The organism is Bradyrhizobium sp. USDA 223 (assembly GCF_044909005.1).
Taxonomy (GTDB): Bacteria; Pseudomonadota; Alphaproteobacteria; order Rhizobiales; family Xanthobacteraceae; genus Bradyrhizobium; species Bradyrhizobium yuanmingense.
In genome coordinates this window covers 3149545-3161623 of the sequence record NZ_JBIYDR010000001.1, presented here as the reverse complement: position 1 = coordinate 3161623, position 12079 = coordinate 3149545, and the positions used below count along the sequence as shown (strand labels likewise).

Genomic DNA, 12079 nt, shown 5'->3' with positions numbered 1-12079 from the left:
CTCAATAGGTCGCGCGTCCGCCCGAGATGTCGAACACCGCACCGGTCGAGAAGGCGCAATCCTCGGATGCAAGCCAGGCCACCATCGCGGCGAGCTCTTCCACCAGCACGAAGCGTGCCTTCGGGATTTTCGAGAGCATGAAGTCGATATGCTGCTGCGTCATCTGGTCGAAGATCGCGGTCTTGGCGGCGGCCGGCGTCACCGCGTTGACGAGGATGTCATGGGCGGCGAGCTCCTTGCCGAGCGACTTCGTCAGCGCGATCAGGCCGGCCTTGGAGGCCGAATAGTGCGCGGCGTTCGGGTTGCCTTCCTTGCCGGCGATCGAGGCGATGTTCACGATGCGCCCGTATTTCTGCTTGAGCATTTCGGGCACGATCGCCTTTGAGACGATGAAGGGGCCGTCGAGGTTGATGCGCAGCACCTTGCGCCATTCCTCGAGCTCGGTCTCCCAGACCGGCTTGTTGACGCCGGCGATGCCGGCATTGTTGACGAGGATATCGATCTTGCCGAAGGCGGCCAGCGTCGCATCGCGGGCCTGCTCCACGGCCGCCGTGTCGGTGACGTCGACCTTGAAGACTTTCGTTTCGCCGCCGATCTCCTTTGCCGTCTTCTCGGCCAGCGCGGCGTCAAAGTCCCAGATCGCGACCTTGGCGCCGGAGGCGACGAAGCGCTCGGTGATGGCGCGGCCAAAGCCCTGCGCGCCGCCGGTGACGATCGCGACGCGGCCATTGAGATCGATCTTGTTCATGCCGGAGGCCTTCTTGCGTCAGAGCATGTAGCCGCCGTCGACGACGAGATCGACGCCGGTGGTGAAGGCGCTCTCGTCGCTGCCCAGATAGACCGCCATCGCCGCGATCTCCTCGGCGGTGCCGAGCCGGCCCATCTTCTGGCGGGAGATGAACATCTCCTTGCCCTGCGGGCCTTGCGCGGCGGCGCGGTCAAGCATCGAGGGCGTCTCGACCGTGCCGGGGCAGATCGAGTTGCAGCGGATGCCCTTGGTGATGAAGTCGAGTGCGACGGCTCGCGACAGCAGCGACACCGCCGCCTTCGACGAGCTGTAGACGTAGCGGTTCGCCGGCGGCCTCAAGGCCGCGCAGGACGAGATGTTGACGATGCTGCCGCCGCCGCCGGCGATCATGTCGGGCAGGAACGCCTTGATGGTCCGGTGCATCGACTTGACGTTGAGGTCGAACGAGAAATCGAAATCCTCTTCCGAGCACTCCAGGATGGTGCCGTGGTGCACGAAGCCGGCGGCGTTGAGCAGGATGTCGATCCTGCCGACGCGCTTGGCGAAGGCGTTGACCTCGGCCGTGTTGCGGACGTCGAGCTTTGCGACCTCGGCGATGCCTTCCTTCGTCAGGCTCGCGATGCCGGCTTCGTTGATGTCGGTGGCGATGACGGTTGCGCCTTCACGCGCGAATGCGATCGCGCAAGCGCGCCCAATGCCTGCCGCCGCAGCCGTGACGACGGCGCGCTTTCCCTTGAGGCGGTCTGCCATGTTGTTTCTCCTTGCGAATTTTTCTTCGTCATTCCGGGGCGCGCCTCTTGGCGCGAACTACGGTGCGCAATTGCGCACCTGAGAATTCATCGGGCCACAGCGTCGGTGGATGAATGGATTCCGGGCTCGCGACTGCGTCGCGCCCCGGAATGACCGTGTCAGTGATTGTCCCGCGCCACACCGAACGTGCCGGCGACGTTCTGGTACCTTGTGGCGAGCTCCATGCAGGCGCCGGTCGATTGCTGGCCGACGGTGTTGCGATAGATCTCCTGCCACGGCGTCTGGTTCGGCGGATGCTTGAAGCCGCCGCTGGCCTTGAGCTCGGCGTGGCGCTTCTTCAGCTCCTCGTCCGAGATCAGGATGTTGGCGCTGCCCTTGTTGAGGTCGATGCGGACCTTGTCGCCGGTCTTGAGGACGGCAAGCCCGCCATTGGCAGCCGCTTCAGGCGAAGCGTTGAGGATGGAGGGCGAGCCAGAAGTGCCGGACTGGCGGCCGTCGCCGATGCAGGGCAGGGACAGGATGCCGCGTTTGATCAGCGCCGCCGGCGGCTGCATGTTCACGACCTCGGCGCCACCTGGGTAGCCGATCGGGCCGGTGCCGCGGATGAACAGCACGCAGCGCTCGTCGATGTCGAGCGAGGGGTCGTCGATCCGTTCGTGATAATCCTCCGGCCCTTCGAACACGATGGCGCGGCCCTCGAAGGCATTGAGGTCCTTCGGATTGCTGAGATAGCGGTCGCGGAATTCCTTCGAGATCACGCTTGTCTTCATGATCGCGGAATCGAACAGATTGCCCTTCAGCACCAGGAAGCCGGCGTCCTTCACCAGCGGCTTGTCGTAAGCCCAGATCACGTCGTTGTCAGGTGCGGGCGCGTTCTTGCAGTTCTCGCCGATGCCGCGGCCGTTGACCGTGACGGCGTCCTCATGGATGCGCTTGTGCTTCATCAATTCGCGCACCACGGCGGGTACGCCGCCGGCGCGGTGAAATTCCTCGCCGAGATAGAAGCCGGCCGGCTGCATGTTGACCAGGAGCGGCACGTCGTGGCCGAACTTCTGCCAGTCCTCGATCGACAGCTCGACGCCGATATGGCGGGCGAGCGCGTTGATGTGGATCGGCGCGTTGGTCGAGCCGCCGATCGCCGAATTGATCACGATGCAGTTCTCGAACGCCTTGCGGGTCAGGATGTCGGAAGGCTTCAGATCCTCCCAGACCATCTCGACGATACGTTTTCCGGTCTCGTAGGCGATCTGGCCGCGCTCACGATAGGGCGCCGGGATCGCCGCGCAGCCCGGCAGCGAGAAGCCGAGCGCTTCGGCGAGGCCGTTCATGGTCGAGGCGGTGCCCATGGTGTTGCAATGGCCGACCGAGGGCGCCGAGGAGGCCACGATCTCCATGAACTCTTCATAGTCGATCTCGCCGGCCGCGAGCCGCTCGCGCGATTTCCAGACGATGGTGCCGGAGCCGGTGCGCTCGCCATTGTGCCAGCCGTTCAGCATCGGGCCGCCCGACAGCACGATCGCGGGCAGGTTCACCGTCGCCGCCGCCATCATGCAGGCCGGCGTGGTCTTGTCGCAGCCGGTGGTCAGCACTACGCCGTCGAGCGGATAGCCGTAGAGAATCTCGACGAGGCCGAGATAAGCGAGGTTACGATCGAGCGCCGCGGTCGGGCGCTTGCCGGTCTCCTGGATGGGATGGGTCGGGAATTCCATCGCGATGCCGCCGGCCTCGCGAATGCCTTCGCGGACGCGATGCGCGAGCTCGAGATGATGGCGGTTGCAGGGGGACAGATCGTTGCCGGTCTGGGCGATGCCGATGATCGGCTTGCCGGATTGCAGCTCGGCGCGGGTGAGGCCGTAATTCAGGTAACGCTCCATATAGAGCGCGGTCATGCCCGGATTGTGCGGGTTGTTGAACCATTCCTGCGAGCGAAGATGGCGGCGGGTACCGTTGCTGCCGGCGGCATGCCCATTGGTTGGTTTCTTTGTCATTGGTTTCTCCTGCAATGCAAACGCACTGACGCATGGTGTCGGCATATGCGGTGCCCAAACGGCGCGCGCGATGATCTGCCTTCCCGCTGGCGGGTCGTTTCCTCACGATTCCGATACTAGTCGTGGCTGCTTGGTAACGCTATCATTTTGTTCGCCGCGCCCGCGCCTGATACGGCTGGCCTGCTGTCCGAACGTCGCGCCGACGAGCTTTGCCGCTCGATCACCTTGAAGCCGAGATCGAGCACCGGCTGCTCCGGGCGGCGGCCCTCGATCGCGTCGATCAGCATGGTGGCGGCCGTCTTGCCCATCTCGTAGCGGTTGGTGCGGACGCTGGTGAGGGTGGGGACGGCGGAGGCCATGAATTCGAGATCGTTGAAGCCGACGATCGCGATCTGCCCGGGCACTGCGATCTCCCGGCGCCGGCATTCGAACAACACGCCGAGCGCGAGATCGTCATTGGCGCAGAACACCGCGTCGATGCCGGGCTCGCTCGCCAGCAGATCGGTGAACAGGGCGCCGCCGAGCGTCACCGAGGTCGGCGTCGCCGTCGTGACCACCAGGCGCTGGTCGAACGATCCGGCGTCCTTCATGGCCGAGACATATCCGTCCAGCCGCCGCTGCACCCTGGGATCCATCCGCGCGCCGACGAAGCCGACCTTGCGGTGACCTTGCTCGAACAAGTGCGCGATCGCCGCGCGGGCCGCATCATAGTGCGAAAAGCCGATCATCATGTCGACCGGGTCCGGGCCAATCTCCATGATCTGCACGATCGGACAGTCCGCGGCCTGAAGCATCGCGCGCGACTCCGCGGTCTGGTCGATCCCCGTGACGATCAGGCCGGCCGGCTTCTGCGCCAGAAACAGACGCAGCAACTTCTCTTCCTGGAGAATGCTGTAGCGCGTGTTTGACAACTGGATCGAGTAGCGGCTGCCTTCGGAGGCGTCATAGATGCCGCGCAGCACGTCCGAGAACACGTTGTTGGTGAGCGAGGGGATCAAGACACCGATGACCTCGGTGCGTTGCGAGGCGAGGGCGCGCGCGGCAAGGTTGGGCACATAGCCGAGCTCCTTGGCCGCGCTCTCGACCCGCGTCCGCTTGGCGACCGACAGGGCCTCCGGATTGCGGAAAAAGCGCGACGCGGTAATCGGGCTGACGCCGGCGAGCTCGGCCACTTCGGCCAGCCGGATTTTGCCTGACTTGGTGCGTTTTCGACCCATTTGCTGCTCTTAACACAGTCAGTCCCGCAAACAAAGGAACGTTGACAGCGCTACCAGCAACGACTAACCAAAGACAAATTGCCAAAACCGCACAAACTACCGACAATGTTGCCCGCTAATATCGGGCCTGGTTCGGTAAAGTCCGAAAAACAAGACGGTCGCGGCGCGAGAGGCGTCGTGGACTATCGAGGAGGGAGCTAGATGTCGTCTGTGCAAATCCGCGACGTGCGGAAATCGTTCGGCAATTTTGAAGTCCTGCACGGCGTGACGATTCCGATCGAAGACGGCCAGTTCGTCGTCCTGGTCGGCCCCTCCGGCTGCGGCAAGTCGACGCTTCTGCGCATGCTCGCCGGCCTCGAGAACATCACTTCCGGGACGATCTCGATCGGCGACCGCGTCGTCAACAATGTCCAGCCCAAGGAGCGGGACATTGCGATGGTCTTCCAGAACTACGCGCTCTATCCGCACATGACGGTTGCAGACAACATGGGCTTCTCGCTCAAGCTGCGGAATGCGAGCTCGGACGAGATCAACAAGCGTGTCAAGCGCGCCGCCGAGATCCTCGCGCTTTCGCCGCTGCTCGACCGCTATCCGCGACAGCTCTCCGGCGGCCAGCGCCAGCGCGTCGCCATGGGCCGCGCCATCGTGCGCGATCCGCAGGTGTTCCTGTTCGACGAGCCGTTGTCCAACCTGGACGCCAAGCTGCGTGTCGCCATGCGCACTGAGATCAAGGAGCTGCACCAGCGGCTGAAGACGACGACCGTCTACGTCACCCACGACCAGATCGAGGCCATGACCATGGCCGACAAGATCGTCGTCATGCACGACGGCATCGTCGAGCAGATGGGCACGCCGCTCGAGCTCTACGACAAGCCCGACAACCAGTTCGTCGCCGGCTTCATCGGCTCGCCCGCGATGAACTTCCTCAAAGGCCATGTGCGCGTCAATGGCGTCGCCACCTTCGAGGGGCCGAACGGTGTCAAGCTGCCGCTCAAGACCGCGCCGGCCAATTCCGACGGCCGTCCTGCGGTCTATGGCGTGCGGCCGGAGCACTTCACCATCGCCGATGACGGCGCCGAGGCCGAGATCATCGTCGTCGAGCCGACCGGCTCGGAGACGCAGGTGTTTGCCAAGCTCGGCGGCGAGCAGGTCGTCGCGGTCTTCCGCGAGCGTCACCAGTTCAATCCGGGCGACAAGGTGCGGCTGAAGCCCGAGCCATCGCTGGTCCATCTGTTCGACGATGCGACGGGCAAACGCATGAACGCCTAACGCATTAGACGACAAGGCATAGACAACAAAAAGCATCACAGGGAGGACAACATGCAAGACTTTACCCGCCGGTCTCTGCTTCAAGGCGGCACCGCTTTGGCTGCGACCGGCATGCTGACGGGGCCGGCACTGTTCGACTTCGCCAAGGCCTGGGCGCAGAGCGCGCCCTGGAAGGCCGAGCCGGGCGCCAAGCTGACGGTGATGCGCTGGAAGCGCTTCGTGCCGGCCGAGGACGATGCGTTCAACGCGATGGTGACGGCGTTCAAGGCCGCGACCGGCACCGAGATGAACACCTTCAGCGAGTCCTTCGAGGACGTGCAGCCGAAGGCCTCGGTTGCGGCCAATACCGGCTCCGGCCTCGATCTCGCCTGGGGTCTGCACACCCTGCCGCAGCTTTTCCCGACCAAAGTGCTGAAGATGAACGATGTCGCCGATTATCTCGGCAACAAATACGGCGGCTGGACCGATGCGGCGGCCAAAACCTGCAAGCTCGGCAACGACTGGCTCGGCATTCCCGTCGCGACCAACGGCGGTTACATGACCTACCGCAAGTCGGCGCTCGACAAGGCTGGCTTCAAGGAATTTCCGAAGGACTTCCCCGGCTTCCTCGAGATGTGCAAGGCGCTCAAGGCCAACAATACGCCGGCCGGCTTCGCGCTCGGTCACGCCTCGGGCGACGGCAATTCCTGGCTGCACTGGGTGCTGTGGGGCCACGGTGCCTACACGGTCGACCAGAACGACAAGATCGTCATCAATTCGCCGGAGACGGCGAAGGCGCTGGAATATTGCAAGGCGCTGTACGACAACTTCATTCCGGGCACGGCGTCCTGGAATGATTCCTCCAACAACAAGGCGTACCTCGCCGGCGAGCTCTATTGCACGGCGAACGGCATCTCGATCTACGTCGCCGCCAAGACCGATCCCAGCAAGAAGGAGCTCACCGAGGACACCTATCACGCGCTCTGGCCGGTCGGTCCTGTCGGCAAGCCGACCGAGCTGCAGCTGGCGCTGCCGATCCTCGCCTTCAACTTCACCAAATATCCGAATGCGGCGAAGGCCTTCGTCGCCTTCATGCTGGAGAAGGAGAACTACGAGAAGTGGCTGGCCGGCGCGCAGGGTTATCTGACGCAGACCCTGAACGCCTATGAATCGGCGCCGATCTGGACGGCCGATCCCAAGAACGCCGTGTTCTCGCAGGCTTCCAAGCGCACGCTGCCGGCGTCGGGCATCGGCACCGTCGGCGAGAAGGCGGCAACCGCGATCGCCGACTTCATCGTCGTCGACATGTTCGCCAATTACTGCACCGGCGCCAAGGATGTGAAGGGCGCGATGGCGGAAGCCGAGCGCCAGCTGAAGCGCATCTATCGCTGAACAGTCACGGGGCGGGCGGCTCTTCGGCCGCCCGCCCGTCAACATTTCGATCAGGGATATCGGGCATGGCTGATGTCGCAATTCCCCGGGCCAAGCCTCAGATGACCGAGGCTAGCGCCTGGACCCAGCTCAAATACAATCGCAACTGGCTCGGCTTCTGGTTCATGGTGCCGGCCATGGTGTTCCTGATCTTCTTCCTGGCCTATCCGCTTGGGCTGGGCATCTGGCTGTCCTTCACGGACACGCGCATCGGCAGGGTCGGACAGTTCATCGCCTTCGAGAACTACGAATGGTTGTGGGACGATTCCATCTTCTGGCTGTCGGTGTTCAACACGCTGCTCTACACCTTCGTCGCCAGCGCCTTCAAATTCGGCATCGGCCTTTACCTCGCGCTGCTGCTCAACGAGCACATGCCGTTCAAGGCGATGCTGCGCGCGATGGTGCTCATCCCCTTCATCGTTCCGACGGTGCTCTCCGCGCTCGCCTTCTGGTGGATCTTCGACTCGCAATTCTCGATCATCTCCTGGTCGCTGAAGCAGCTCGGCCTGATCAACCAGAACATCAACTTCCTCGGCGACACGACCTGGGCACGCATTTGCGTGATCTTCGCCAATATCTGGCGCGGCGTGCCGTTCGTGGCGATCACGCTGCTCGCAGGCCTGCAGACCGTCTCGCCCTCGCTCTATGAAGCGGCGACGCTCGACGGCGCTACGCGCTGGCAGAATTTCCGCTACATCACCTATCCGCTGCTGACGCCGATCATCGCCGTCGTGATGACCTTCTCGGTGCTGTTCACCTTCACCGACTTCCAGCTGATTTGGGCGATGACGCGTGGCGGCCCGGTCAACGCCACTCATCTGATGGCGACCCTGTCCTATCAGCGTGCGATCATCGCCGGCCAGCTCGGCGAGGGCGCCGCGATCTCCAGTGCGATGATCCCGTTCCTGCTCGCCGCCATCATGGTGTCCTGGTTCGGCCTGCAGCGTCGCAAGTGGCAACAGGGAGAAAACAATGACTGATCTCCCCACCTCGCGGATCGATCTCAAGGCCGTCCTGCATAGCTCGGCTCCGACAGTCGCGAAGGATGATCACAGCGAGGGCATGAGCTATCTGCAGTCGGTGCCGCGCAGGCTGGTGACGCTTTACCTGCCGCTCGCCATCATCGTCGTCGTCCTGCTGTTCCCGTTCTACTGGATGGCGCTGACCTCGGTGAAGCCCGACGAGCAGCTGCTCGACCTCGACAAGTACAATCCGTTCTGGACTTGGAATCCGACCTTCAAGCACTTCCACAAGCTGTTGTTCGAGAGCTACTATCCGTACTGGCTCTGGAACACGATGTATGTGGCGATCTGCGCGACGGTGCTCTCGATCATCGCCTCGGTGTTCGCCGCCTACGCCATCGTGCGCTTGCGTTACAAGGGCGCCAATCTCGTCGGCGGCCTGATCTTCCTCGCCTATCTGGTGCCGCCGTCGATCCTGTTCATTCCGCTCGCCACCGTCGTGTATCAGTACGGCCTGTTCGATTCGCCGCTGGCGCTGATCCTGACCTATCCGACCATCCTGATCCCGTTCTCGACCTGGCTGTTGATGGGCTATTTTAAGACCATCCCCTTCGAGCTCGAGGAATGCGCGCTGATCGACGGCGCGAGCCGCTGGCAGATCCTGGTCAAGATCGTCGTGCCGCTGGCCATTCCCGGCCTGATCTCGGCCTTCATCTTCTGCTTCACGCTGTGCTGGAACGAGTTCATCTACGCCCTGACGTTCCTGCAATCGACCAGCAACAAGACGGTGCCAGTCGCGATCGTCAACGAGTTCGTGGACGGCGATATCTATCGCTGGGGCTCGCTGATGGCGGGCGCGCTGGCCGGCTCGCTGCCGCTCGTGATCCTTTACGCCTTCTTCGTGGAGCATTATGTGTCGGCGATGACCGGCGCCGTGAAGGAATGATCGCGGGGCTTGCCGAGGGCGCGCCAATGCGTTTCAAGAGCGGCGCGCTTCGGCCAATAAGAAGGAGTTGAGCTCTTGCACATTCTGGTTCTCGGCGCCGCCGGCATGGTCGGCCGCAAACTCTGTGAACGGCTGCTGCGCGACGGCCGGCTCGGCAAGAGCGACATCACGAAATTGACCATGCACGACGTGGTCGAGCCCAAGAAGCCGGAGAAGGCCGGCTTCCCGGTCGACACCGTGTCGGGCGATTTCGCCGTCCCGGGCGCGGCCGAGAAGCTGATCGCAGGCCGCCCTGACGTGATCTTCCATCTCGCCGCGATCGTGTCCGGCGAAGCCGAGCTCGATTTCGACAAGGGCTATCGCATCAATCTTGATGGCACGCGGATGCTGCTCGATGCGATCCGCCTTGCGGGCGGCGGCTACAAGCCGCGCGTGGTGTTCACGTCCTCGATCGCAGTGTTCGGCGCGCCGTTTCCCGATGCGATCGGCGACGAGTTCTTCCATACCCCGCTGCTCAGCTACGGCACGCAGAAGGCGATCGGCGAACTCCTGCTCGCCGACTATTCCCGTCGCGGCTTCCTCGACGGCATCGGAATCCGCCTGCCGACCATCTGCATCCGGCCCGGCCTGCCCAACAAGGCGGCCTCGGGCTTCTTCTCCAACATCCTGCGCGAGCCGCTCGCCGGCAAGGAAGCGATCCTCCCGGTCTCCGAGGACGTCCGCCACTGGCACGCAACGCCGCGCTCCGCCGTCGGTTTCCTGCTTCACGCCGGCACCATGGATCTCGCCACCGTCGGTCCGCGCCGCAACCTGACCATGCCTGGCCTGTCGGCCACGGTCGGCGAGCAGATCGCCGCCTTGAAGCGGGTTGCGGGCGAGAAGGTCGCCGCGCGCATCAAGCGCGAGCCCGATCCCTTCATCGTCGGCATCGTCGGCGGCTGGCCGCGCAATTTCGACGCCAGACGGTCGCGCGAGCTCGGCTTCACCACCGCCGAGAAGACGTTCGACGATATCATCCGCATTCACATCGAAGACGAGCTCGGCGGCAATTTCGTCGCCTGACCTCGGACTGAGCGGGCCCTGATGATGGCAAGCGTTGCTTGCATCGGCGAATGCATGGTCGAGCTGCGGCAGGCCCAGGGCGGCGCGTCCGCCGGGCAGGGGCAGGGCGGTGGCCTGTACTCACGCGGCTTCGGCGGCGACACCCTCAACACGGCCGTGTATCTGGCGCGGCTGGACGTCAAGGTCGATTATCTCACCGCGCTCGGCGACGATGCCCTGAGCGATGAGATGGTCGCGGCCTGGAATGCCGAAGGCGTCGGCACGCGCCGTGTCGTGCGGCTCGCAGGCAAGCTGCCCGGCCTCTACATGATCCAGACGGACGGCGAGGGCGAGCGCCAGTTCTTCCACTGGCGCGACAGCGCGGCGGCGCGCCAGCTGATGAGCCTGTCCGAGACCGACGAGCTGCTCAACTCGCTGATGAGCTACGACGTCGTCTATCTCTCTGCGATCACGCTCTCGATCTACGACGCGGCCGGGCGCGAGCGCCTGTTCGGCGCGATCAAGCGCGCGCGCCTGCTCGGCACCCGCTTCGTGTTCGACACCAATTTTCGCGCGCGCGGCTGGCCGGACCGCGACGTCGCACGCGAGGTATTTGCTGCGGCGTTCGCGGCCGCCGACATCGTGCTGACCTCGACCGAGGATCTGCTCGCGCTCTGGCCCGGCGAAAGTCACGACCAGCTGATGGCGCGCATCCCAACCCCGGAACTGGTGTTCCGTCTGCCCGAGCCGGTGAGCCTGTTGCGCTACCCCGGCGGCGCCAGCGAGGTCCGCGCCGAGCCCATGACCAAGCCCGTGGTCGATACCACCGCCGCCGGCGATAGCTTCGCCGCCGCCTATATCGCGGCCCGGCTCGCCGGCGCCGAGCCGGTCGAGGCGGCCCTATCAGGACATCGGCTCGCCAGCCTCGTGATCTGCTATCCCGGCGCCATCATTCCAGGCTATGCCATGCCGCCGAAGAAGCGGCACCGGCCGGCGGCCTCCCGCCAGGCCACCAAGTGAACAGCGACCAAATGAATCGAGACCTATGACCACGGCTGCCCAACAGAACCACCTCGTCGCGCTGTTCAAGGCTGCGACCGTCATTCCCGTCCTCACCATCGAGCGCATCCAGGATGCGGTGCCGCTGGCGCGCGCGCTGGTTGCCGGCGGTGTCCGCACGCTGGAGGTGACCTTGCGCACCCCCGTTGCGATCGAGGCGGCGCGCGCGATGATGACCGAGGTCCCCGAAGCGGTCGTCGGCATCGGCACCATTCTCAACCCGTCCGATTTCAGCCGGGTCGAGAAGCTCGGCGTCGCGTTCGGCATCAGCCCGGGCCTGACCCCCGATCTGCTCAAGGCCGCGACCGACAGCTCCCTGCCGTTCGCGCCGGGCATTGCTACGGCCTCGGAGCTGATGATGGCGCTGTCTTGCGGTTTCGACGTCGCAAAGTTTTTCCCGGCGGAGCAGGCCGGCGGCATCAAGGGCCTCCAGGCCCTCGGCGGGCCGTTCCCGAACGTGCGGTTCTGCCCGACCGGCGGGGTGGGCGAGGCCAATGCCGCGACCTGGCTGGCCGAACCCAATGTCGTTGCGGTTGGCGGGTCCTGGCTGTGCCCAACGGCGGAGATCCGGGCCGGGAACTGGGCCGGCATAACTGCCATCTGCGAGCGGACCCTCAAGGCGCTGAAAGCCGCGTGAAGTCTTGCCATCCCTGGGCTAAGACTTAGCTCAGGACAAGACCTCAGGGAGA

General features: G+C 64.3%; 11 protein-coding genes. 7 read left to right on the top strand and 4 right to left on the bottom strand.

Going from position 1 to position 12079, the window contains the following annotated elements; all coding sequences use genetic code 11:
- Position 1: 1 nt before the first annotated feature.
- The 4 genes from ABIA40_RS14710 to ABIA40_RS14695 form a co-directional block, all read right to left on the bottom strand.
- Positions 2 to 748 carry an SDR family NAD(P)-dependent oxidoreductase gene (locus ABIA40_RS14710; protein WP_404541730.1) on the bottom strand — a complete coding sequence of 249 codons (747 nt, stop codon included), beginning with the start codon at positions 746 to 748 and terminating at the stop codon, positions 2 to 4.
- Between the two features lie 18 nt (positions 749 to 766).
- A complete protein-coding gene (locus ABIA40_RS14705; protein WP_271547159.1) occupies positions 767 to 1498 on the bottom strand; it encodes an SDR family oxidoreductase in 732 nt (243 codons plus the stop codon).
- A gap of 158 nt (positions 1499 to 1656) precedes the next feature.
- Positions 1657 to 3486 (bottom strand): IlvD/Edd family dehydratase, encoded by a 1830-nt coding sequence (locus ABIA40_RS14700; protein WP_036001184.1) that lies wholly within the window; start codon positions 3484 to 3486, stop codon positions 1657 to 1659.
- Between the two features lie 116 nt (positions 3487 to 3602).
- Complete coding sequence (locus ABIA40_RS14695; protein ID WP_157282252.1) at positions 3603 to 4703, bottom strand: LacI family DNA-binding transcriptional regulator; 1101 nt, start codon at positions 4701 to 4703, stop codon at positions 3603 to 3605.
- 201 nt (positions 4704 to 4904) lie between these two features.
- On the opposite strand from ABIA40_RS14695, the gene ABIA40_RS14690 reads away from it, so the two are divergent.
- The 7 genes from ABIA40_RS14690 to eda all read left to right on the top strand — a co-directional run bounded on the left by ABIA40_RS14690 (position 4905) and on the right by eda (position 12027).
- The gene (locus ABIA40_RS14690) at positions 4905 to 5972 is read left to right on the top strand and encodes an ABC transporter ATP-binding protein (protein WP_157282251.1); all 1068 of its coding nucleotides are present in this window, start codon (positions 4905 to 4907) and stop codon (positions 5970 to 5972) included.
- Positions 5973 to 6023: 51 nt separating this feature from the next.
- A complete protein-coding gene (locus ABIA40_RS14685; protein ID WP_404541726.1) occupies positions 6024 to 7343 on the top strand; it encodes an ABC transporter substrate-binding protein in 1320 nt (439 codons plus the stop codon).
- Positions 7344 to 7444: 101 nt separating this feature from the next.
- On the top strand, positions 7445 to 8362 hold the full coding sequence (locus tag ABIA40_RS14680; RefSeq protein ID WP_404546243.1) for a carbohydrate ABC transporter permease: 918 nt from the start codon (positions 7445 to 7447) through the stop codon (positions 8360 to 8362).
- Positions 8355 to 9290, top strand: a complete 936-nt coding sequence (locus tag ABIA40_RS14675; protein ID WP_036034295.1) for a carbohydrate ABC transporter permease — start codon at positions 8355 to 8357, stop codon at positions 9288 to 9290. The genes ABIA40_RS14680 and ABIA40_RS14675 overlap by 8 nt, the downstream gene beginning before the upstream one ends.
- A 75-nt stretch (positions 9291 to 9365) precedes the next feature.
- Positions 9366 to 10352, top strand: a complete 987-nt coding sequence (gene denD, locus ABIA40_RS14670) for a D-erythronate dehydrogenase (protein ID WP_157282249.1) — start codon at positions 9366 to 9368, stop codon at positions 10350 to 10352.
- 24 nt (positions 10353 to 10376) lie between these two features.
- Positions 10377 to 11351, top strand: a complete 975-nt coding sequence (locus tag ABIA40_RS14665) for a sugar kinase (protein WP_404546241.1) — start codon at positions 10377 to 10379, stop codon at positions 11349 to 11351.
- Between the two features lie 25 nt (positions 11352 to 11376).
- Positions 11377 to 12027 carry a bifunctional 4-hydroxy-2-oxoglutarate aldolase/2-dehydro-3-deoxy-phosphogluconate aldolase gene (eda, locus tag ABIA40_RS14660; RefSeq protein ID WP_404541722.1) on the top strand — a complete coding sequence of 217 codons (651 nt, stop codon included), beginning with the start codon at positions 11377 to 11379 and terminating at the stop codon, positions 12025 to 12027.
- Positions 12028 to 12079: the final 52 nt, after the last annotated feature.